Source organism: Leptolyngbya sp. FACHB-1624 (assembly GCF_047649235.1).
Lineage (GTDB): Bacteria > Cyanobacteriota > Cyanobacteriia > Leptolyngbyales > Leptolyngbyaceae > Leptolyngbya > Leptolyngbya boryana.
Genome location: NZ_CP180258.1, coordinates 4187139 through 4207272, shown reverse-complemented (window position 1 = coordinate 4207272; position 20134 = coordinate 4187139). Strand labels below are relative to the sequence as shown.

The 20134-nt window shown below is 47.8% G+C and carries 23 protein-coding genes; 15 read left to right on the top strand and 8 right to left on the bottom strand.

Going from position 1 to position 20134, the window contains the following annotated elements:
- Positions 1 to 100: 100 nt before the first annotated feature.
- From ACMUEV_RS19930 to ACMUEV_RS19920, 3 genes are all read left to right on the top strand, one after another.
- Positions 101 to 820 (top strand): LuxR C-terminal-related transcriptional regulator, encoded by a 720-nt coding sequence (locus ACMUEV_RS19930; protein WP_190653372.1) that lies wholly within the window; start codon positions 101 to 103, stop codon positions 818 to 820.
- Positions 821 to 859: 39 nt separating this feature from the next.
- On the top strand, positions 860 to 2680 hold the full coding sequence (locus ACMUEV_RS19925) for a DNA polymerase (RefSeq protein ID WP_190653373.1): 1821 nt from the start codon (positions 860 to 862) through the stop codon (positions 2678 to 2680).
- 84 nt (positions 2681 to 2764) lie between these two features.
- On the top strand, positions 2765 to 3319 hold the full coding sequence (locus tag ACMUEV_RS19920) for a primosomal protein (RefSeq protein ID WP_190653374.1): 555 nt from the start codon (positions 2765 to 2767) through the stop codon (positions 3317 to 3319).
- 78 nt (positions 3320 to 3397) lie between these two features.
- Here ACMUEV_RS19920 and ACMUEV_RS19915 read toward each other — a convergent pair whose 3' ends face one another.
- From ACMUEV_RS19915 to ACMUEV_RS19895, 5 genes are all read right to left on the bottom strand, one after another.
- Positions 3398 to 4180, bottom strand: a complete 783-nt coding sequence (locus ACMUEV_RS19915; RefSeq protein WP_190653375.1) for a DUF6753 family protein — start codon at positions 4178 to 4180, stop codon at positions 3398 to 3400.
- A 14-nt stretch (positions 4181 to 4194) separates the two neighbouring features.
- Positions 4195 to 5046 (bottom strand): hypothetical protein, encoded by an 852-nt coding sequence (locus ACMUEV_RS19910; RefSeq protein WP_190653376.1) that lies wholly within the window; start codon positions 5044 to 5046, stop codon positions 4195 to 4197.
- Between the two features lie 14 nt (positions 5047 to 5060).
- On the bottom strand, positions 5061 to 6155 hold the full coding sequence (locus ACMUEV_RS19905; RefSeq protein WP_190653377.1) for a ParM/StbA family protein: 1095 nt from the start codon (positions 6153 to 6155) through the stop codon (positions 5061 to 5063).
- Positions 6142 to 6633: a hypothetical protein gene (locus ACMUEV_RS19900; protein WP_190653378.1), complete on the bottom strand. Its 492-nt coding sequence runs from the start codon at positions 6631 to 6633 to the stop codon at positions 6142 to 6144. Before ACMUEV_RS19900 ends, ACMUEV_RS19905 begins: the two co-directional genes overlap by 14 nt.
- 118 nt (positions 6634 to 6751) lie before the next feature.
- Complete coding sequence (locus ACMUEV_RS19895) at positions 6752 to 6997, bottom strand: helix-turn-helix domain-containing protein (RefSeq protein ID WP_190653379.1); 246 nt, start codon at positions 6995 to 6997, stop codon at positions 6752 to 6754.
- A 439-nt stretch (positions 6998 to 7436) separates the two neighbouring features.
- On the opposite strand from ACMUEV_RS19895, the gene ACMUEV_RS19890 reads away from it, so the two are divergent.
- From ACMUEV_RS19890 to ACMUEV_RS19870, 5 genes are all read left to right on the top strand, one after another.
- Positions 7437 to 8228 (top strand): IS5 family transposase, encoded by a 792-nt coding sequence (locus ACMUEV_RS19890; RefSeq protein WP_415354614.1) that lies wholly within the window; start codon positions 7437 to 7439, stop codon positions 8226 to 8228.
- Positions 8229 to 8521: 293 nt separating this feature from the next.
- On the top strand, positions 8522 to 8716 hold the full coding sequence (locus ACMUEV_RS19885; protein ID WP_190649473.1) for a hypothetical protein: 195 nt from the start codon (positions 8522 to 8524) through the stop codon (positions 8714 to 8716).
- Between the two features lie 14 nt (positions 8717 to 8730).
- Entirely contained in the window at positions 8731 to 8865 is a 135-nt protein-coding gene (locus tag ACMUEV_RS19880) for a hypothetical protein (protein WP_277880242.1), read from the top strand.
- 549 nt (positions 8866 to 9414) lie between these two features.
- Complete coding sequence (locus ACMUEV_RS19875) at positions 9415 to 9732, top strand: plasmid mobilization protein (RefSeq protein WP_287456203.1); 318 nt, start codon at positions 9415 to 9417, stop codon at positions 9730 to 9732.
- Positions 9733 to 9736: 4 nt separating this feature from the next.
- Positions 9737 to 10261, top strand: coding sequence for a relaxase/mobilization nuclease domain-containing protein (locus ACMUEV_RS19870; RefSeq protein WP_190649469.1), 525 nt, complete (start codon positions 9737 to 9739; stop codon positions 10259 to 10261).
- 112 nt (positions 10262 to 10373) lie between these two features.
- Here the strand turns inward: ACMUEV_RS19870 and ACMUEV_RS19865 are convergent, their stop codons facing one another.
- Positions 10374 to 11381, bottom strand: coding sequence for an NAD(P)-dependent alcohol dehydrogenase (locus ACMUEV_RS19865; RefSeq protein WP_242044306.1), 1008 nt, complete (start codon positions 11379 to 11381; stop codon positions 10374 to 10376).
- A 155-nt stretch (positions 11382 to 11536) separates the two neighbouring features.
- Between ACMUEV_RS19865 and ACMUEV_RS19860 the strand changes: the two genes are divergently transcribed.
- The 7 genes from ACMUEV_RS19860 to ACMUEV_RS19830 all read left to right on the top strand — a co-directional run bounded on the left by ACMUEV_RS19860 (position 11537) and on the right by ACMUEV_RS19830 (position 16337).
- Complete coding sequence (locus ACMUEV_RS19860) at positions 11537 to 12205, top strand: TetR/AcrR family transcriptional regulator C-terminal domain-containing protein (RefSeq protein ID WP_190649467.1); 669 nt, start codon at positions 11537 to 11539, stop codon at positions 12203 to 12205.
- The gene (locus tag ACMUEV_RS19855) at positions 12202 to 12699 is read left to right on the top strand and encodes a helicase-related protein (protein WP_242044305.1); all 498 of its coding nucleotides are present in this window, start codon (positions 12202 to 12204) and stop codon (positions 12697 to 12699) included. The genes ACMUEV_RS19860 and ACMUEV_RS19855 overlap by 4 nt, the downstream gene beginning before the upstream one ends.
- The gene (locus tag ACMUEV_RS19850) at positions 12671 to 12901 is read left to right on the top strand and encodes a hypothetical protein (RefSeq protein ID WP_242044304.1); all 231 of its coding nucleotides are present in this window, start codon (positions 12671 to 12673) and stop codon (positions 12899 to 12901) included. The genes ACMUEV_RS19855 and ACMUEV_RS19850 overlap by 29 nt, the downstream gene beginning before the upstream one ends.
- Positions 12902 to 12952: 51 nt before the next feature.
- Entirely contained in the window at positions 12953 to 13141 is a 189-nt protein-coding gene (locus tag ACMUEV_RS19845; RefSeq protein WP_190649465.1) for a hypothetical protein, read from the top strand.
- Between the two features lie 2 nt (positions 13142 to 13143).
- Positions 13144 to 13731: a siphovirus Gp157 family protein gene (locus ACMUEV_RS19840; protein WP_190649463.1), complete on the top strand. Its 588-nt coding sequence runs from the start codon at positions 13144 to 13146 to the stop codon at positions 13729 to 13731.
- A gap of 97 nt (positions 13732 to 13828) precedes the next feature.
- Entirely contained in the window at positions 13829 to 14791 is a 963-nt protein-coding gene (locus tag ACMUEV_RS19835) for a XamI family restriction endonuclease (RefSeq protein WP_190649461.1), read from the top strand.
- Positions 14766 to 16337, top strand: coding sequence for an Eco57I restriction-modification methylase domain-containing protein (locus ACMUEV_RS19830; protein WP_190649459.1), 1572 nt, complete (start codon positions 14766 to 14768; stop codon positions 16335 to 16337). The genes ACMUEV_RS19835 and ACMUEV_RS19830 overlap by 26 nt, the downstream gene beginning before the upstream one ends.
- 4 nt (positions 16338 to 16341) lie before the next feature.
- Here ACMUEV_RS19830 and ACMUEV_RS19825 read toward each other — a convergent pair whose 3' ends face one another.
- Both ACMUEV_RS19825 and ACMUEV_RS19820 read right to left on the bottom strand, forming a co-directional pair.
- Positions 16342 to 16923 (bottom strand): Uma2 family endonuclease, encoded by a 582-nt coding sequence (locus ACMUEV_RS19825; RefSeq protein WP_190649457.1) that lies wholly within the window; start codon positions 16921 to 16923, stop codon positions 16342 to 16344.
- A 53-nt stretch (positions 16924 to 16976) separates the two neighbouring features.
- Complete coding sequence (locus ACMUEV_RS19820; RefSeq protein WP_190649455.1) at positions 16977 to 20132, bottom strand: hypothetical protein; 3156 nt, start codon at positions 20130 to 20132, stop codon at positions 16977 to 16979.
- Between the last annotated feature and the right edge of the window lie 2 nt (positions 20133 to 20134).

Here is a 20134-nt window from a genome sequence, read left to right as displayed (position 1 = left end):
CTGCGATCGTTTAGTCATCTGGATGATGCCTGACCGCCCCCTTCGATGTCATTAATACTGAGCAAAGACGTGTAAAAATGACATCAGAAGGGGGATCAGGATGGTCAACCAGACGATTCGGATTATCTTAATCGAGCCACAGGATTTAGTCAGAGTTGGACTCGCAACAGCGCTGCCAAAACAGATTCCAAAAGCAGAAGTCGTCGGTCATGGGGCAACTGGCGAGAAAGGCTTAGCATTGGTCAAAGCCAAGTCCCCCGCGATCGTCGTTTTAGATCTTGACCTTCCTCAAATGCACGGACTCGACGTAATTCAATCGCTCAAGCAGCAGTATCCCAAAATCAAAATTATGGTACTGACCGCAAACCGGGAACCTGAAATGATTCTATCTGCGTTTGATAGGGGCGCTGATTCTTATTGCCTTCAGCATCATTCGATTGGATTGATTACGACTGCGTTGCAGCAAACCTATCAAGGCAATCATTGGATTGATCCTGCGATCGCACATCATCTCCTGCAACAGAAATCGCAACCTGTACACCAAGAAGCCGCTGCGGAATCTACAGCAGCCGTTCAGCTATTCGAGGAATCGTGGCAAATGGTCGAACATTTGACGACACGTGAAGTTGATGTGCTGGAACTCTTGACGAAGGGACTGACCAATAAAGAAATTGCCGCTCGTCTTTACATTGGGAATGGCACGGTTAAAGGTCATGTTTCAATGCTGATGCAGAAATTTGGCGCACATAGTCGAACGGAAGTTGCCAGTCGTGCGCTTGATTCTGGGATTTTGCGCCAGTATCGACGGAATCTCGCATAGCGACCGCCACGAGCCTGGGAAGATTTATCGCCACTTTCCATGTCCATCGATTTTTACAGCTATGACGACACGCAAGATCATGCTCAAATTCACCACTGTTCTGTCGTTCGATCTGCTTATCCTTATCAGTTCGTGGATTCGGATGCGGATTTAGAAACTGCGATCGCACCCTTGTTCAATGCTCCAATTTTAGCGATCGATACCGAAACGACTGGCATCGACCCGCACTGCGATCGACTCCGGCTCATTCAACTGGCTGTCCCCAATCAGCCTGTCGTAGTCGTCGATTTGTTCAAGCTTCAGCAACTGAGCCAACTCAAATCCCTGCTGCAAAGCTCTGTTCTCAAAATTGGACATCATCTCAAATTCGATTGGCAGTTCCTCACCCAAGCTGGATTACAGCTTCAGCCACCTTTTTTCGACACGCAGCTCGCATTCAAAGTGTGGACAGCAGGCATTCCACTGCGATCGTCATTACAAGCCGTCGTCGAAAAGCTATTAAGCATAACTCTGAACAAAACGCTACAGCAGAGCGATTTTTCTCAAGATAGACTCACTTCTAAGCAAATCCAATATGCTGCAACTGATGCAGGGATTTTGCTACCTGTTTATGATGCGTTAGTTCAACGATTGATCGTTGCTGAACTGAGTGAGATCGCGCAGCTTGAATCTCAGTGTATGCCTGCTTTTGCTCAGATGGAGCTTCATGGCTTTGGCATCGATCGAGAACGACTGCGATCGCAATCCATTGACCTCAAAGCACAACAAACGCAGGTTCTCACTCAAATTCGTCAGCAGCTTCGATTACCCGGAGTACAGCAGTCTAATTTATTTTCTGAACATCCAAATGAGATTAATCCCAACTCATCGGCTCAGATCAAACAAGCACTGGCAGCAGATGGGGTAGTAGTCAAATCGACGAGTCAGAGATCGCTTCTTCCAGTCGCCGATCAACACCCTGCTATTCCTGTTTTACTGCTGTACCGACAGTTGACGAAACTGATTGACAGTTTTTACGAACCCCTGCCACAGACCATTCACTCAACAACTCAGCGAATTCATCCAACTTGGTATCAACTGGGAGCGCGATCCGGTAGAGCCAGTTGCCGCAATCCAGCACTCCAAACCATTCCTCGACAGAAGCAACTGCGACAGTGTTTCGTGGCAGCACCGGGGAACGTCATGATCAAAAGTGATTATGGGCAAATTGAACTGCGGATTGTTGCCAAAATCAGCAATGACCCAGAGCTAAAGCGAGCTTTTCAAGCTGGGGAAGACTTACACTGCTTGACAGCCGCATTCCTACTCGATAAGCTCCCTGCATCAATCACTGAAGAAGAGCGACGACTGGCGAAAGCGATTAACTTTGGGCTGATCTACGGGATGGGCGCAGCCAAACTTCAGAGTCAGGCTTTGATCAAATATGGCGTTTCGCTCAGTTTGGCTGATGCTAGACGATTCCGGAAACGCTTCTTTGAGTTATACCCTGGCATTAAGGCATGGCATGAGCAGATGAAACAAAACGTCTATGTGCATTCAATTAAAAATTGCAGAACGCTCACGGGCAGAAGGCGACTTTGGCGAGATCGTCCCAACCTGAACGAAATGATCAACCATCCCGTTCAAGGACTGAATGCCGATATTACCAAGATGGCGTTGGTGCAACTGAGCCAACGATTGCCGCCGGATGCTCGATTGATTGGGATGCTACATGATGAGATTTTGGTGGAATGCCCTGAAGCGATCGCACTGAATGTGAGTCAACTTGTTGAACGCTACATGATTAAAGTTGCTCAACACATTCTGAATCCAATTCCAGTCACGGTCGATGTACAAATCGGTCAGAGCTGGGCAGGATGAGAATGAATGAAGGCGGCATTCTCAATGCCTTGCCGCCTCTGGCGGCGAATGGGGTGAAAGTGATGAGAAAGGAGTCTCATTCCAATGGTCACAACGAACAAAGTCAAGAATGGAACCACCAGAACGACAAAGTCAGTTGCTAAATCAAGCGCAACGCTGGATTTGAGCGATCCGAGAGTCGCAGTCAAAGCCATTCGGAACGCATTGTTTCAAACTTACAAAATCAAAATGCCATTGCGAGCGGAGAGTGCAACGGTTCCTGCTTACTACGGATTGCGAGAAATTTTAGGCAATGCTGTCTCCGCGTCAGTCAAACGCAACAACGGCACTTTCGATTGGCAAGCTTGGAACACCAAAGTCTTTCCGAAGCTCTTTGGTGAACCGGATGCGCTCAAGTTTGAATTGGCAGTGATGGCGCAGATCGCATCTAACTTTGATGCCTCCATTCCTGAAGACTCGGAAGCTGGCATTCGCACTTTAATCGAAGTGAATCGTCGATCTCTGGAACGCCGCAATAATCGCAAATCCAATGAGCCAGATGTACCAGATGTGTTGGATAGTTTGGATGACTTGGATTTGGATGATGAGGACGAAGATGAGTTGCTTGACGAAGATGATTCGGATCTCGATGACGAATAATTGAATGTCTGCGAATGTCTGACCTACTGCATGAGCCTGATTCTTGTGAGTCAGGCTTTATTTTTTGCTAACCTCAACTTATTGCCGATTTGATCGTATCCATAGTGTACAGAATCCAGAGTCTACTTTTTGCTCTCCGCTTCTGAGAACCACACCTAGCTTTTTCGCTTGATCCTCACAGGCAAATCGTCCTTGCCAGTTGCGAATTAGTAAATCTTGATTCCAAGTCATCATTTCCCTGGCAAATTGACCTTCTCGGCTCATTGCCCATTTGAGCGTATTGGCTTCATCAAGCGTGAGTTGACGCTTACCAGACGGATCAGCTTCTATCTGAGATCGCTGCCACTGCGCGTACATCCATCCAGCGCCCCCTCCGACTCCTGCGGCAACAGTAAGAATGACTGCGGCAACGATCGTCGAAGCTGCGCTCAACTGGTGCATAAATTGATCGATCGCGGTTTTGCGAATCAACGCCTGGACAGTTTGCGCGATCGCAGTTCTCTGAGCCTCTAGCGCAGTTCTCTCATACTCTTTCAGTCCCTCACGATAGTCTGTCACCTGCCGATAAACATCGTCCCGCCATTGTTCAAACAGAGCATTCAGATCCTTTGGCTTTTCCTCTAGTAAAGCTTGCAGTCGCCCAGTCGCAGCCATCAAAATAAATGCTGGATCATCAGAATCGAGATTGTACTGCATCAACACTTCAAGCACTTTAGCTTTAACGTGATCCGGCTCTCCAATCAGCAAATGATCTAGTGCAGAATTCATATGCACAGGTAATTTAGCAACATTAGCGTGAGGTGGGGTTGCAATGATGTCATCATCAAGCAGCAATATCTCGTCAGGGGATTGGCGAACCATAATTCAGTTTCTCGCTATTTGGACTTACTAGGGGCGAATCCTTTCAGGCTGGCTTTCTGGGGTTGAGTTTTTTCTTGCAGTTGAATCGCTTGAGATCGCTTCAGTACCTCGGGTTTTGTCGGCACATTGTCCCAAATCTGAGTTGCGTCTATGGCTTGCGAGAATTGTTTGAGAAACGTCGCGATACGCTGGCGTTCGAGCAGATGAAATTGATCAGAGGGTGCAATTGCTTCCGCCAAACTCCAGCCTAAACTTTCCCAGCGATCGCGCTCATACGGCGGAAATTTTGGAAAATCGATGACCTTGACTTGAGGCGATTCAAAGACTAATTGCCAGGGTTTACCTGCTGCTGTTTTTGCTGTTTCGAGCGTACTAGTAAATTCTCGCCATTGTCGATCGGTTGCAAGATGTAGGTTGCGAACAAACACATGCGTCACACGATCAGCGTAGCTTGAGTAATCATCCAGGGATTGCTCAAACAGTGTTAAAGTTTGTGGACTTGGATTACACAAAAACCATTTAACTAAGCGAATCGGTTCACTATCCTGTGTTAGTTCTAGCAATCCAGTTCTCTTAAACCAGCCTGAAACAAAACTATGGGAGCCTGCTGGTAAATTGACAACTGGAATTAAACCGCGTTCTACTACATTCCAGATTTGATCGAGATCCTGATATTCGATTTCGCTGAGGATGAGCGCGATCGCATCCGCATAAAACTTCTTGACGTTGTAGTGATGCGCTTCATCCGCATCGAATAGCTGAACTGGATACTGATGCACTTGGTTGTAGTGTGCCATTGCACAGGTAAACAGTGATTTGCCTCGCCCGCCTCCTGAGCCATCGACGAGATGAATTGTGGGTTGCATAGTCCTATCCTCAATCAAGCGGTGTGTTGAAGGTGACGTGAGCAAGCATATTGAAACAATGCCCATACGTCTGAAAGCCGATGCCTATAATTGCTGCTGTCCACAGTTTCAGGAACTTCAATGCTTGCATGGAATGAAATGTGGTTGCCAAAGAAGTCTACTAAATCTGGTGCAATTAAATTCGTGGTTCCACCCGCGAAGATCCATTCATCAATTGGGTCTGGAACGGCTTCCTGTAACCAGGACAGAAGTGCCTGAATGTAATCAGCTTTAGCTTGCTGGGTCGCTTTTACCAATTGTTGGATCTCTTCGTCTCGATAATGGGTTGAGCGTGCAATCGCGTTAAATGCCCTTTCATCTTTCGAGGCAATCCACCGCACAACAGCAGGTAGTAATCGTTCCGGTGGTTGCCCACTTGTTTGTTGCTCAATTTGCTCCAAACATCGAATGAAACCGAGGTTCGAGGATTTGAAGACTGATACCATGCCTTGATTGAAGGTGATGACACTTGCGTTTCGGTGTCCAATCATGGCGATCGCAATCTGACGCATTGCAAAATCACCATTCACAGCATTCGCATAATGAATTGCAATTCCGGCTCCTTCAGGCTGACAGTCAAATTGGATGAGTTTGACCTCTATAGAACCCGTCGCAGTTTGGAATTGATTCAGTGCAATCTGAAGTTGACGTTCAACGCGATCGCGGTCAGCGTACTCATTCGGCGGCAATACACAAGATAACGAAAGCTCAAATTGCTGAGGCAACTGCAACCGCTGCTGGATCACCCAAATTGCTGCCAACGTCTTATAAGTTGCCCGCTCGAACTTAGGTTGATTCAGACCCGCATGGGCATGAAACCGCTTGGCAAAGTGTCCGACTGCCCAGCAATCCTGACCCAACTTAACCCAGGCGCGGTTCTTTGGGCAAACCGCAACGATTTGAGCCTGACCGCAATCCAACTTTGTAGAAGACACTTGAATCACTTCAGAAGCCATCACTAAGCTGGCTGGCGTTTGCGCTTGTTCATGCAGGGCATAGATGACCTTTGTTGCAGAACTACCGAAATCGATCGCAGCAACTAATCGATGAGGCTGATTAACGATGCTCATAAGCTTGTCCCGATGCGTTGAAATCTGCGAAGTCAAACGGATTGAAAAGAGAGGTAGCAGTGCGAAATTCAGCGTGATCGATCGCATCAGGCTGGGCAAACGTTGATTGACCTATCTCCCAGTCGTAGAGCGGAGTCTGTAGCTTGTGCCCATCGGGTAAACAAGCATTGACTTGTACTGCAATCAGCGTGACTTGGGCTAACAAAGCGGAGATAGACAGTCTTCCAGCATTTTGCAATGACTCCGTTGAGGCAGAACCTTCAATGAAGGCTTGAGGTAAGTAAAACGCAATTGCTGCATCTAGCAAAAAGGTATGAATGCTTTTGTAGGGATGCTCTTTGAGGTAGCGGATCAAGTGAGCATACTGTGAAGTTGCAGGAACTCGCAATCGGCACGACAATTCGACTTGCTCGATCGTGTTGCTCATGATAAATACTAGGGCAAACAACACTCTGACCTTAAAGGAAGAGCGCGGCATTTCGCCTCTGAAAAATGGCAGGAAAAGAAACGGCGATACTCTTCTACCGTTTTGCTATTCCTGCCAAATGGCAGAGGCAACCTGTTCAGATTGCCCTGCTAACCGCTCCAAGTTGAATTTAATCTGGGTTTGAAGGGGTCTGGTCTTGTTCTAGATAAAGCGCGATAAACTGTTCCGCTGCTGTGGGTTCGATTACTCGTAAGCCTTTGATGACGTTTGTCACTGCTTCAGCTAACGGATCGCTAATCTCATTTACCCATTGATGCACAGTAGAGCGGTTAATTCCCATTGCGATCGCTAATCGATTTTGACTAATTCCATGTTCTGTTAGAACTTGCTTGAGGGATTGTCCTGCTTTTGCCATATTTCCTCCTACTCACGGTAGTGCCGTTTTGCTAGATGAGTCTGATAGAGAATGTACCCCTTTCAACGAACTGCTCATTGAGAGAAATCGGTTCAGCACCCTGAAATTATGAATCACTGTTTTGCAATACTGGTATGCAGTTTGAGTTCGAGCCATGCTTCAAACTCGTCGATCATTTGCATCCTTACCCTTTATGTGTTGTCATTTTCACAAGGTAGCAAACGTTCTGACCTCCTGATTTCTTCGTAAATCCGGACATTTGCTTGGTTCAAATCGTCATATCCTAGACCAAGCCAGCGTTTGAAGGCTTTAACTCAACGCTTTCATGAGGTCGATATCACTTAGCCTTAGAGGATGTTTTAAAAGACAATTGAGGCTGTAAAAAAGCTCTCCGGTCATAAGCTGTAAATACGTAAAAGCACAGCACCGAGAGAGCTACATGAGTAAATCGTATCCCAGTAACCTCACTCCTGCCCAATATGAATTGTTGAGCGACCTGCTACCTGATGCAAAACCAGGGGGACGACCGCGAGAAGTAGACTTATGGGACATTCTCAATGCAATTTTTTATGTTTTAGTCGAAGGAGTGCGGTGGCGAGCGTTACCTGGAGATTTTCCAGCTTGGCAAACGGTCTACACTTACTTTCGTAATTGGCGTAAGGATGGAACCTGGTTGAGCATTCACGACCGTCTCTATCGCTGCATCCGCATCGAAGTCGGGCGCTCTCCGAGCCCATCTGAAGCAATTGTCGATAGCCAAAGCGTGAAAAGTGCGGCAGGAGTGCATGCAGCAATCGGATTTGATGCAGGTAAGGTGATCAAAGGGCGCAAGCGATTCATCACGGTCGATACGCTGGGATTGATCTTACGGGTCTTTGTCACTGCTGCCAGCACCCCAGAACGCGCCGGCGGCAAAACTGTCCTCCAGCGGGTGCGACAACGCGGGAAAGCCGTGTCTCGTCTACACACGATTTGGGTGGATGGCGGCTTCGATGGCTTTCCCTTTATGCACTGGGTGGTCACCATCTGTCGTTGGATTGTCCAAGTGGTCTTACGCCCGGAACAAACCAAAGGCTTTGTCCTGCTCAAAAAGCGATGGGTGGTGGAACGAACTCTGGGCTGGCTGATGCACTGTCGTCGCTTAGTTCGGGATTATGAGTTACTTCCAGAAACTTCAGAGACTTGGATTTACTTAGCAATGATTCGGATCATGGTTAGGAGATTGGCATAAAATTTGACCGACTCCGACTTTTAAAACACCCTCTTAGACAAACCGAGTTTGTGCAGAATAGCTGCTACTTTCCTTATCAAATCTAATGTTCGTGGCTTTTGAGCAATAGATGAATGCAACTCACACAACTCAATCTGGACAGCTATTAGCTGTCATATTTTTTACATGGTGTGATAGCGCTCGCCTTCAGCAAAAGCAAAGCTCCCGCAACCGAAATAAATCAACGACCACAGGTCGCGATCGAAGCGAGTTCATCACTCAACAATTATTTCTGAATTACAAGGAGAAACACGATGGTTCGCAATTCACATCAACCTCTGATTGATACCGCGACGGCTCATTTGAATGGTGAAGTTCAAGTTCGGATGGTCTTTAACACCTTACGAGAAATAACCGGACGAGTACTCGAACTGAAAGCAGCGAACAAGGCAAAACGTTTGATTGGAAAGCATTCAAGACTGCACTTGAGAAGCAGTATGGCAAACTGAGCTTGGATGAATTGATGGTGGAAGCGGCGAAGTTTGGAATGACCTCAATTGAGGCAGTTCGCGCTCAGCGTCAGCGGCAACTTGCCACGTTCTACAAGCGTCAGCGAGCATTCAATCGAGCAAGCGATCACAATGCACTGATCGCCTAAGCAATTTTGCCTCATCACGCCATTGGTGAGGCAAAGTTACCCCTACTTCATCGCCTTTAGCATGGCACTCTGCGGCGAAATTCCACAGTTTATCCTGGTACTCTGCATCTGCTGTTTATTTGCCCCTCATCACGCCTCAGTTCGATCAAAACGGAGCTTTTTCAGAGTGGCATTTTGTGGCAACGAGAACGACAATGCTAGAGTTGTCGCAAAATGCCTCATTCTATTTGCCAGATTCTACAGAGAAGTCATATCAATCGTGAATTCAGCCGCATTCTGCGGCGAGAGCTAATCAGGCAGCACTCGATTTTGAAAGGCTCAATCCTGTCAAAAATCATGGCAAGCTATGTCAGCACCCGTACAAATAGCCAAGGAAGAATAGTTGAATGCGATCTGCCGCAAAAATCGCTATGATTTGGGCATTGGCTAGTGAAGCTCGATCTAATCAATCAACTACACAAGATAAAGCTGAAATCGTTGATGCGATCGTTGCAGCATTCTTCCCCCGCATCAACCTATCAAGCATTTTGTAGCGCTCGTATTTCGATTATGGCGAAAACGTCAAAATACCCTCATCGCATTGAATTCCGCGCAACCGCAGAGGAATATCAACGAGCAGAGCACCTAGCAAGTCAATCGGATCTAACCGTTAGCGATTTACTGAGAGTTCTCTTGCAGCAAGCTGAATCCACTGATCCAGCCAGATCGCAGCAATTAATCCAGCTTTATCAAAGACTGGGTAACATTGCCAAAAATCTCAATCAATTGAACACAAACTACCCCAGCAAGTCAGGCTCTACGTCCTTAGATGAAGCGGTGGAACTGATTAACGACGCAAGAAAACTGATTGTTCAATCTATTCAATAATCTGATGATTGGTAAACATTTCAAAGGCAAAGCCTTCTATCCGATTCTCAATTACGCACTGAGCAAACCCGGCGCGCAATTGCTCGAAACGAATCTGGCGACTTTTACGCCCGCTGATCTAGCACAGGAATTGAACTGTCTGAGACGTTTGAATACCAAAGTTGAGCGGTGTATGTATCATGCTTCGCTCAGTTTGCCTTTGGGCGAACGCTTGGACGATCGATCCTGGTGTGAAGCCGCGCAAGCATTTTTTCGGCAAATGGGCTTTGATGATAATCCTTATGTCGTTGTGCGGCATTGCGATCGCGCTCATGACCACATTCATATCATCACAAGTCGGATTCGCTTTGATGGCTCTTGCGTATCAGATCGATGGGATCACTATCGACTGCAAGCAGTGACCAGACAATTGGAGCAAATGTTCGAGCTAACACCAGTGCCAGCGTGTTGGGAAGTACCACAGTCCCCAGAGATTCAACTGAAAGAGAAGGCAAGTTGCCTGCCTCAGAAAAAGCAAATCGAGTTATAGCGATCTCGTAGAGATATCTGAAGCAGATCGCGCCGTTTTAGGGTGCAAGTGATTAACCACAAGCCAGCAGTTTCAGCATTTTTTGCACCCTAAATGCGATCACACGACCGCTTCAAGCCCCTGCCGCTCCAATCCGGATCGCCACTTTCCCTCGCACTTGCCGCTGTTCGAGCGCACGAATCGCCGTAGGGACTTCATTTAAGGAATAACAGCGATCGACAAAGGGACGCATCTTGCCCGATTCAATCAACTCTTTCAAAACAATTAGATCTACTGCATTCGGCTTAGTCGCTAGAAACTTCACCGTGCGACGACTGATTTTTGAAATCCCCGCTCCAAATAACATTACCTGGAACAATCGAGCCGTAGATCCTCCCACAAGTGCATAGACACCCTTGGGTTTCACCGCAGGCAATACCTCAAAAACGGAATGGTAAGCAGCCGCATCTAGAATCAAGTCATACTGCGGTTGATTCATTGTTGGAATCGCATTCAGAACGTGATCTGCCCCAAGGGTTCGCATCATCTCGCTTTTACTGGGACTGCATACTGCTGTGACCTCTGCACCAAACGCTTTGGCAATCTGCACTGCAAACGACCCAACCCCGCCAGCCGCGCCGTTCACCAACACCTTTTGTCCTGCTTGAATCTGCCCCACGTCTCGCAGTCCTTGAAGTGCTGCCAATGCGGAAACCGGAACCGTTGCCGCTTCCTCAAACGTCAGATTCGTCGGCTTCAAGGCAAATGCCGTTTCAGGGGCACACACGTATTCCGCAAACGTCCCAAACCCCGATTCTGACAAATCTCCAAAGACGGCATCTCCCGGCTTGAACCGCGTCACTGCCTTACCGACTGCTTCTACTGTTCCCGCTGCGTCACATCCCAGGATTTTGATCCGGGGCGATCTAAGTCCGCCATAAATCAAGCGAAGCAAAAATGGCGTTCCTCGCATCAGATGCCAGTCTCCCGCATGGACAGCAGCGGCATGAACTCTCACCAACACGCCATTGTCTGGCACTACAGGTCGCGCGACTTCTGCCAATTTCAACACATCCGCAGAACCATATTCGGTTTGCACGATCGCTTTCATCGTCTGAGTCGAGGGGCTGATTGCTTCCATGATGTTCTCCAGTGATAGGAGGCACTTGCCCAAGTCTGAGCTAATCCTCCTAAGATTAGACTTACAGTGTAAGTTTAACTTACGGCGTAAGTTTGTCAAGATGAGGGGCGAGTCAGTGCAACTCGAACTAATACTCGGAATTCGTGAAGGACGATATGGCTAAGACGCAAGATTCAAACCTCATCCCTCAACTGCCCCTGAGTCGAGAACGGGTGTTAGCGACTGCCCTCCGCCTTGCCGATGAGGAAGGGATTGAGGCACTTTCCATGCGCAAGCTTGCCCAAGTCTTGGGTGTCAAGGCAATGTCGCTTTACAACCATGTGACGAACAAAGACGACTTAATCGATGGCCTTGTGGAGCTCGTCATTAGCGAGATTGAGTTACCGGATTTGACGATCGACTGGAAGACGGCAATGCGGCAGCGATCGCGCTCTGCTCATACTGTTTTGCTCCGTCACCCCTGGGCAACGATACCGATCGTGTCACGGGTGAATGTGGGTTCCGCGATGTTGCGCTATATCAATGCCACGCTGGGCTGTCTCCACGCGGCAGGCTTTTCGCTGGAGATGGCGGATCATGCCTGGAATGCGATCGACAGTCACATTTACGGCTTTACGCTTCAGGAGTTGAACTTCCCGTTTGAGCCATCGGAGTATGCAGAAGCTGCAAAAATGGGTCTGCCGCTGATTTCAGCAGAACAATATCCCCACATGAACTATCTCACTCATCGCGTCATCGATGGCAGCTATGACGGACTCCATGATTTTGAGTTTGGACTCGATTTGATTCTGAATGGACTGGATCAGTTGCGAAAGCCAACTTGACAGATTTGGGTGGGATCAATTTAGGGTGCAATTCACTCAGCCTAGAGCAACAGTTATCTGAAACCTTAGAACTGGAATCTGTGATGGAGGCTTACGATCGCTATCAAGCCAAATTTCCAAATCACACGGTTGGACTTTTGCATAGTCGAATGAATGGGGAAGAGAAGCAAAGTGTGATCGCGCAATTCCGCAATCACCAAACCCAAATTCTCGTTTCAACCACTGTGATTGAAGTTGGAATTGACGTTCCAAACGCAACTGTAATCGCCATTGAACATGCTGAACGATTTGGTTTGTCTCAACTACACCAGCTTCGGGGACGAGTCGGACGCGGGCACACACAGTTGTACTGCTTACTGATGAATGCTTCAGATTCGACGACTGCTAGGGAACGTCTTGAAGTTTTAGAACGATCGGCGAATGGGTTTGCGGACACGCTTCGCGGGAGCCGAAGGCAACGCAGAAATGGATCTCCAGCTTCGGGGTGCAGGTGAAATTCTAAGAACTTCTCAAGCAGGCGCTCCCAGGTTCGCGATCGCAGATTTAGTGAAAGATGCTGCGATTTTAGAACAAGCCCGCGCAGCAGCAGAACAAGTTGTCCAGAAAGGTGAACGCTTAAGACATTGGGATCTGCTACTTCAGGAAGCAGCGCGGCGAAATCATCAAAAGCTTAATCCAGATGCTGCACTCAACTAATACTAACCGCTACCGCGTCAGTAATGTTGACTTTGGCTCAAGCAGAACATTATGAAACCTTCCATTGTTCGTCGAATTGCTCAAATTTTGAAATTGCTTCAGAATCCTAGTTCTGATGGCAAAATGGGGCTACGCATAACCCGTCCTGAAGCGTTGAACGCTGATGCTCAGTTGCTCGCTCAGCTTGAAGCAGAAATTACAACTCGGCAGGATTACTATCAAATTTGCGGGAGATGGTGACGATGGCAAACTCGATTCCTCAATCAGTGGCAGTGCGATCTCTCAAGGGCATCAGCATTCTGGCATCGCAAACTTGGCAAGAGCTAGATGCCGCCGAAACCCCAGAGCAAGAAGCCGAAATTGTTCAACAGCTTTGGCAACTCCAAGAAAGCGAAGAGGCTGCGATCGATGCTCATGCTGAATTAGCAGATCAGATTGATGCCGAAATCACGGCACTCAAGGCGCGAATGGAGCATCTCGTTAAAATCCATACCGCAGAGATTGAAAGGCTCACCCGCTGGCGCGAACGACTCGATGAGACGATTCTGACGCTCAATTCCGCAGACTTGATGGCGCAAGAAGCGATCGGGCAACATCGACGCATTCGGATCAAGCTGAATCCGCCATCCTGTGAAGTGATTGACTTCGGGCAGGTTCCAGAGGACTACATCACCGTTAAAGAGATTGTGGAACGCAAAGTAGACAAAACGGCAGTTAAAAATGCGTGGAAGCAAGGGATACCAGTACCAGGGACTTTAGTGGAACGTAAGCGCAAAGTGGTCTATGAAATTGCACCCACCAGCTTGGAACGGATGCAAGCTTCGACCTAACGCTGTTTCAACCTGTAGTCGTGATTTTCTGCAACAAGTTCTTTGCATCAGTGAACTGTAGGAGTACAGTAGAACTGTTTTCGTATGCAGGACTCGCATGGCTGTAAATCGTGACAAACCGAATCGTTGGAACGCAGATGTGGCTCAGTCTGTGAATCTGTATAACAATTGGTTCATGACTTTTGCACCACAGGCATTTCATGACACTCGTGTTCAGATCACAGAAGTTGTCGCAGCCGCCCTGCAAACCACGGATAATCTGCAAAACTTACAGCCACAGATTCTGCAACAGAATCCTCAGATCCTCGCAACGCTGAGAATGTGTACGTGCCCACCACTGGCACGAGATCGATTGATTGGGTTAGCCGCTGTTTCTAAAAGTCTAGTGGAGCGATTAGAAAAAGGAAGATTGCCTACTCGATTGAATGCCGAGCAATTGAGCGAAGAACTTGGCAAAATCACAACGCTCATTTCAAGATTGGTAGATCGTGATATCTTTACCTGGCTCGCCACCGATCAATCTCCTACAGAAGCTGAACGTTATCGTGCTGCAACGATCATTGCCGATCGCTTGTGCGGGGCATCCACCGATCCGATCGTTCGCAATGCTCAAGAAATGCGGCAACTTCAGGAGATTGCAGTATGGCTAAACGCGCATCACTACCGGGAACTTCCTGCCGGACAGAGAGTGCGATTCACTGAAATGCCACCTGGAACTTACAGTTTTCGGTTAAATGTCCCTGTGAATTTAACAATGGAAGGAGAGAAAACAATCAACATTCCAATTGATGCAGTGATTATGCGGCAGACCGCACAGCCAGGAGATTTTCCGGTGCTGGTAGAGGCAAAATCAGCGGGAGACTTCACCAATGTGAATAAGCGGAAGAAAGAAGAAGCTCAGAAAATGAGACAATTACGCGCCACCTATGGCGAACAGATCGAATTCGTTTTATTCTTGTGTGGCTACTTTGATAGCAGCTACTTGGGCTACGAAGCGGCTGAAGGGATTGATTGGGTTTGGGAGCACCGGATTGATGATTTTACAGACCTCGGATTATAAGCAACTTGACCTCACATCGATCGAGTGCCAGCGAGTGCTAGAGCAGGCTCGGTTGGATACTGCTAAAAGTGCAGCAGAGCGCAATCGGCTAGGGCAATTTGCGACTCCCAATGCACTCGCGAGCGCAATTCTCAACTACTCAAAATCTTTGCTCTCCCCTAAAGAAAAAGTTCGCTTTCTCGATCCTGCGATCGGCACAGGTTCTTTCTATTCTGCATTACTTCAAACCTTCTCCAGCGAACAGATTGAACGTGCGATCGGGTACGAAATTGATCCGAATGTGGCTGAGATCGCTCAAAAACTCTGGAAATCCTCTTCTCTTAAAGTTGAGTGTTCCGATTTTACAAAAATTGCGACTCCAAAGCACGAGCAATCCAAAGCAAACCTGCTCATTTGCAATCCGCCCTATGTTCGACATCATCACCTATCTACGACAGAGAAGCAGTTGCTCAGAGAGCTTGCGATCGCGCGGTCTGGAATTCAACTCAGTGGTTTGGCTGGACTGTATTGCTATTTTCTACTAGCCGCGCATGAGTGGATGACTGAAGGAGGGTTAGCTTGTTGGTTGATTCCATCTGAGTTCATGGATGTCAACTACGGCAAGCAAATCAAATCATATTTACTCAATAGCGTGAGTTTACTGCGAGTTCATCGCTTTGAACCAGAAGATTTACAGTTTGGTGATGCTTTAGTTTCATCTTCAATCATTTGGTTTCGCAACACTCGACTTCAACAAGATCATGCAGTCGAATTTACATTTAGCGGTAGCATTGACAAGCCTCTTATCACAAAGCTGATTTCAACCAAGACGCTGAGGACTTCAGCAAAATGGACACAAATTACGGTCGCTTCCCAACGTCAAGATGCGCCGCAAGCTAAGTTGTCCGATTTATTTGAGATTAAGCGAGGAGTAGCAACTGGAGCCAATCAGTTCTTCATCCTCACACCTAAGCAGATCGAAGCCTTCGAGATTTCTCAGGAGTTTCTTACCCCAATCCTGCCTAGTTCTCGATATTTACCGAGCGATGAAATCTTGGCAGATGAACAAGGCAATCCAGTTCTCGATCGTAAGCTGTTTCTACTCACCTGTACAGATTCACCAGAGAAACTACAAAGAGAAAGTCCTGCTGTTTGGAAATACCTTCAGAGTGGAGTAAAGGCTGGCGTTGCGGAGGGGTATTTGTGTCGGCATCGATCTCTCTGGTACTTGCAAGAGAATCGACAACCTGCGCCGTTTCTGTGTACTTACATGGGTAGAACAGGCGCGAAGCGAGGTAATCCATTTCGGTTTATTCTGAATCATTCGAGTGCGATCGCGCCCAACGTTTACTTGATGATGTATCCCAAGTCTGACCTTGCGCGTCTTCTCTCTACTCATCCTGAACAATGCCATTCTATCTGGAATGCACTTAAGTCAATTCCAGTGCAACACTTGATTGCAGAAGGTCGAGTCTATGGCGATGGATTACACAAATTGGAACCTAAAGAATTAGCAAGTGCATCAGCAGAAGAATTGTTGAGAATTATAGAAACAATCGTTAAGTGAATGACTAGGAAATCGCATTCCGAAACGCGCGAATTGCTTCTACTGTATCTGTCTCAGCGATTAAGAGACAACGCTTGAGCAGTTCAATATCGAGATTTTCCAGTCCAGGCAGTTCACTCCGCACAATCTGTTCATAGCCCTCCGCTCGCAGGTGATACAGTGCCAACGTGCCATCTTGCCAAAACCAAACTTCTGGCACACCCAGGGCTAGATACCGCGCTAATTTATCGACCCCTCCGCTCGTGAAGACCACCTCAATTGATAAATCTGGAATTGGTTTCGCCCGTCCTAAACAGTACGACTCATCTGCTTGCACCGCTGCAACGCCTTCACGTTCCTGATCTTTAGACCGAGTGGGCACGAAAAGGATACCTTTCTCTGCCAAAAAGGTCGTCACAAAATACCCAATCATGTGGGCGAAGAGTTCGTGGGCTTCTCCAGGCATGAGAATCTCAATCACTCCCTCATAAAATGACAATTTTGCACCCGGAGAATCCTGCAATCCTTGCCGCACCAGTTTGAAGCCTTCCCAAGTCCCTGGCAAGGTCAGCAGCTGGTCAGTCGTTCGGTCTTGCAGTTGAACCATTGCGATCTCTTTCGGAATTTTCTTGCCCTTATTTTAGCCGAGATTCAGGCTCGTCATCGCTCGACGATCGATTGTCGCTTTCGAGAACCCGCATCTCGTTGCTGCATCATTTGCTGGAATTCATCTGCATCCGTTTGACTCAGGAATTGACTCACTGCCCCAGATGCAAAATTGCCCTGACAGACTAATCTGTTGCCATTATCTTCTACAGTGTAGTCGCCAGTGATTGATGCAATCGCAGTCCACCGCTCCCCAATCGGCAACTCCACCGACTCGGCTGGCGACGACAGCAATTGATAAGTTTGCGCGATCGCCGCAGCTAGACGGCGCTGCACTGCATTCTGTTCGTCTGATATCGAAGGCTCTGGTGACAGCACAAGCTGATCACTTACTCGCAATTGCACCATCGAGCGCGTAAAGTCTTCAACCGTTGCCTCAAATCGGGTTCCAATTGGTAGTTTTGCTGTTTCTGGTGCGAAGGTTCCAAGCACACCACCTCCGACGACTTGTAGCACTGGAATCCCATTCATCGCATAGTACTTCGGATGCTCCGGTTCAAGGGCATAGGGAACCACTTCAATCTCAATTTGACCTTGCCAGCGAGAGAAATCTTCATTGGCATAGTCGTTGTGAGTAATGCCGATCACTTTAATTTGGCTCACCTCAAAGTTCTGGAGCTGCTCCGTTACTTGCTCGGTCATCAGCGTGTATGCCAGCGATGCTTTTCCAGTATCGCCAACTGAATGCGCCCAAGTAAAATCAGCAGGCGGAACCACTCGTAAATCGTTGGGAATGCGATCGACATCCACCACCTGATGCCCAAACTGTTGCTGCAAGACAGCCGCATTGCGCTCAGATAGCGTCGGCAAGTAAAAATCGACCACGGGTAAAGCAGGATTGACGATCGCTTCATACTCAATATGGCGTGCTTCAAGCATTTGCATCCAAGTCTGCGCCCGATCAAATGGAACACTCAATTCGTGAGCTTCCAATTCATAGGGGCTCTTGGGTAAGCTGTACGTGCCTTGGCTAAAAGTAATCGGTAATTTTGCTGCAACGCTCATCGATTGTTTGCGAGGGCGATCCAGTTCTGGGCGAGTGTGTTGGGTGTACCAAATCGCTGCGGCAATCGATCGCTGTTCTTCAGGAGTGGAGAACGTCTCGTTGATTTCAGCGCGAAAGGATTCGTTTAGGGCAGAGATCGCCACCCTAAATCCTTCCGCATCCTCCCCAACCAGTTGTCGAATCTGCGCTGTTGCTTGCTGTGCACGTTCCTTCAGATTCTCTGCCCAATCCAAAGCATCGGTATCGAGTTCAGCACGATCAAAGAGATACCGAAAATGTTCACGAGGCAGCGATTGAAGTTGAGTTGCTTCCCAGAGTGGATTGATTTCGGCTGCTAGCACACACACTACTGAAACCTCTGGTTGCCCTGATGCTTGCGTCGGCAGAGCGAATTGACGGTACAGTCTTGGATCTTTCTGGAAATCAAAAAATGGTGAAGGATGCTTTTCACACCATTGCTTTGCATCGTCGAGTAACTTCGGGTCAATCGTTTCAGTACGCTCTGCACTTTTGGGAGAATCAACCTCGACCTGAAGCGCTGCCATCAATCGATTCAGAAGTTGATGTCGTGATTTCTCAAACTGCCGTTGATTGTGCGGTGAAGCCGATTCCTCCTCTGTTGGCACAGCCGTATGAACTCGCCCGATTAGCATTGCAACTCGTCCGATTCCATTTTGACAAACGGCTGCTGCGACTTTCGGCAAGGTATTGTACACGAACTGCCCCTGTTCAGTTTGGACTTCAGTGTAAGGGACTTTGGGGCGTTTAACGATCGACGGAAAGCGATTTGGCTCTCCGGCTCGAAGCGTCTCCTTAGCAATGTTGGGTATCCACTGCGCCGGAGTCGCAATCAGTTGATCGCCATCAAAATCACATTGATGATATTCAGCCGCATCACGGGGATTAATCCATACGACACCTTCCGTTTGAGAAAGCGTTGGATCATGAACATTCCGATAAATGCGAATGTTGTCGGAAGAAACGATCGGGTAACGAGTCACAACGACATTGCCTTTTGGTAAGTGAGGCGCACAAATCATTCCGCGAGGCAGTTCTCGTCCAGGTTGTGCCATACCAGAACTATGCTGGAAACCAGAGTTCACAGCCAATTCACGCCAGCGACTTGCCGTTTGTGATTCTAAGAAATCCACCACCTTCGGCGCGTACAGCAATAATCCATAGCGATCGTGCCTCAGAATCGAAATCATGCGAGATTCTTGAGGTTCCTGCTCGTCACCTTCTGTATCGCTTTGCTCTTGGTCGTAGCGTTGGACAACATATTGAGCAAGCTGCTTTGGGTCACGTTGCTTTTCGGCCAACTCCTGTGCTTTCTTCAAGGTTGGCTTTAGGAAATCAGCAAGTACTGCTGACTTGGAGTACCACATCGAGAATTGCCAGGAATTGCTATATCGTGCTACCTCAGCATTTGCACGATTGCCCAGAACGACCTGCGAAAGTTCGTACTCTCCGCACGGCAATGCTTCTAGCTGATCTTTGTGAATGCCTTTGATTGAGGATCGATCCAATACGAAATCAACATTGCTTGGTAACGTCGGATCGACCAAAACCGTTCCCTTTGCTAAAAAGCTGAAGCCTAAATCAGATGATGCTGTGTGCGCCATGCGGAATTGGAAAGGGCGATCTGGTGTAGTTCCATCGAAGGCTAGCGATCGCATTAACTGAGGAGAGATTCTGCCGTGACAATCGTGCGTTTTGTAAGCCGCAAATTCAGGATCGGTGTAATCGACTAACTTCAGTTTTAGCGTTTCGATTGTCGTAGTGCCTTTGTAGCAATCACTAACCAATAACGAGCCATAACGACATGCTGCATCTCGTTCCGCCGCAAAGAATTGGGTTATTTGTTCAGCAAGGGTGGGGTCAGCAAAGTAGAAATTGCGATCTGAACTAAATGTCAGTTTACGAATCATCCCATCCTCGAATCGAGCCGCTTTGAGATTGTCTGCATTCAAGGAAGCACGATCCAGTTTAACCAGCGCCAATGATTTGAGATCCTGAGACGAAAAAAGCTGCTCTAGTAAGGTATGACGCAAAATTTGAGGCTCCAGCCATTGACGCTCACCTAATTGTGTCACATAGCACACAGGAACCGATAATCCACCCCCTTCTAGCTGTTTTGTCTCCATCT

What these genes read in the sequence shown, in the direction of transcription:
- ACMUEV_RS19930 (WP_190653372.1), top strand. Translation starts at nt 101, where the DNA reads ATGGTCAACCAGACGATTCGGATTATCTTAATCGAGCCACAGGATTTA.
- ACMUEV_RS19925 (WP_190653373.1), top strand. Translation starts at nt 860, where the DNA reads ATGTCCATCGATTTTTACAGCTATGACGACACGCAAGATCATGCTCAA.
- ACMUEV_RS19920 (WP_190653374.1), top strand. Translation starts at nt 2,765, where the DNA reads ATGGTCACAACGAACAAAGTCAAGAATGGAACCACCAGAACGACAAAG.
- ACMUEV_RS19915 (WP_190653375.1), bottom strand. Translation starts at nt 4,180, where the DNA reads ATGGTTCGCCAATCCCCTGACGAGATATTGCTGCTTGATGATGACATC.
- ACMUEV_RS19910 (WP_190653376.1), bottom strand. Translation starts at nt 5,046, where the DNA reads ATGCAACCCACAATTCATCTCGTCGATGGCTCAGGAGGCGGGCGAGGC.
- ACMUEV_RS19905 (WP_190653377.1), bottom strand. Translation starts at nt 6,155, where the DNA reads ATGAGCATCGTTAATCAGCCTCATCGATTAGTTGCTGCGATCGATTTC.
- ACMUEV_RS19900 (WP_190653378.1), bottom strand. Translation starts at nt 6,633, where the DNA reads ATGCCGCGCTCTTCCTTTAAGGTCAGAGTGTTGTTTGCCCTAGTATTT.
- ACMUEV_RS19895 (WP_190653379.1), bottom strand. Translation starts at nt 6,997, where the DNA reads ATGGCAAAAGCAGGACAATCCCTCAAGCAAGTTCTAACAGAACATGGA.
- ACMUEV_RS19890 (WP_415354614.1), top strand. Translation starts at nt 7,437, where the DNA reads ATGAGTAAATCGTATCCCAGTAACCTCACTCCTGCCCAATATGAATTG.
- ACMUEV_RS19885 (WP_190649473.1), top strand. Translation starts at nt 8,522, where the DNA reads ATGGTTCGCAATTCACATCAACCTCTGATTGATACCGCGACGGCTCAT.
- ACMUEV_RS19880 (WP_277880242.1), top strand. Translation starts at nt 8,731, where the DNA reads ATGGTGGAAGCGGCGAAGTTTGGAATGACCTCAATTGAGGCAGTTCGC.
- ACMUEV_RS19875 (WP_287456203.1), top strand. Translation starts at nt 9,415, where the DNA reads ATGGCGAAAACGTCAAAATACCCTCATCGCATTGAATTCCGCGCAACC.
- ACMUEV_RS19870 (WP_190649469.1), top strand. Translation starts at nt 9,737, where the DNA reads ATGATTGGTAAACATTTCAAAGGCAAAGCCTTCTATCCGATTCTCAAT.
- ACMUEV_RS19865 (WP_242044306.1), bottom strand. Translation starts at nt 11,381, where the DNA reads ATGGAAGCAATCAGCCCCTCGACTCAGACGATGAAAGCGATCGTGCAA.
- ACMUEV_RS19860 (WP_190649467.1), top strand. Translation starts at nt 11,537, where the DNA reads ATGGCTAAGACGCAAGATTCAAACCTCATCCCTCAACTGCCCCTGAGT.
- ACMUEV_RS19850 (WP_242044304.1), top strand. Translation starts at nt 12,671, where the DNA reads ATGGATCTCCAGCTTCGGGGTGCAGGTGAAATTCTAAGAACTTCTCAA.
- ACMUEV_RS19845 (WP_190649465.1), top strand. Translation starts at nt 12,953, where the DNA reads ATGAAACCTTCCATTGTTCGTCGAATTGCTCAAATTTTGAAATTGCTT.
- ACMUEV_RS19840 (WP_190649463.1), top strand. Translation starts at nt 13,144, where the DNA reads ATGGCAAACTCGATTCCTCAATCAGTGGCAGTGCGATCTCTCAAGGGC.
- ACMUEV_RS19835 (WP_190649461.1), top strand. Translation starts at nt 13,829, where the DNA reads ATGGCTGTAAATCGTGACAAACCGAATCGTTGGAACGCAGATGTGGCT.
- ACMUEV_RS19830 (WP_190649459.1), top strand. Translation starts at nt 14,766, where the DNA reads ATGATTTTACAGACCTCGGATTATAAGCAACTTGACCTCACATCGATC.
- ACMUEV_RS19825 (WP_190649457.1), bottom strand. Translation starts at nt 16,923, where the DNA reads ATGGTTCAACTGCAAGACCGAACGACTGACCAGCTGCTGACCTTGCCA.
- ACMUEV_RS19820 (WP_190649455.1), bottom strand. Translation starts at nt 20,132, where the DNA reads ATGGAGACAAAACAGCTAGAAGGGGGTGGATTATCGGTTCCTGTGTGC.